The organism is Tritonibacter sp. SIMBA_163 (genome assembly GCF_046535935.1).
GTDB lineage: Bacteria > Pseudomonadota > Alphaproteobacteria > Rhodobacterales > Rhodobacteraceae > Epibacterium > Epibacterium scottomollicae.
The window spans coordinates 1-239 of sequence record NZ_JAWJBP010001235.1; the positions used below are offsets into that span (position 1 = coordinate 1).

Below are 239 nucleotides of genomic sequence, written 5' to 3' on the forward strand. Positions count from 1 at the left end.
CTTATAAAACAACTTCTTCATACCCGCTTTTGATAACGGTCGAAATCATTTTAAACCGTTCGTTGGCTTTAATCATATTTCTTCTGTGCGCAGGAATAATAATGGACTGCCCGGTAGTAAGGTGATGTGAGTTAGAATCGATAATAATTTCAGCTTTTCCTTCTATCACCTGTATAAAAGTGTCAAAGGGAGAGGTTTTCTCAGCAAACCCTTCCCCTGAATCAAATGAAACGGCACTG

The 239-nt window shown here is 38.9% G+C and carries 1 protein-coding gene; it reads right to left on the bottom strand.

The window, feature by feature from the left end:
* Position 1: 1 nt before the first annotated feature.
* Positions 2–239 (bottom strand): cupin domain-containing protein (locus tag R0J92_RS26250; protein ID WP_411053849.1); only part of this gene is annotated, 238 nt, incomplete at its 5' end.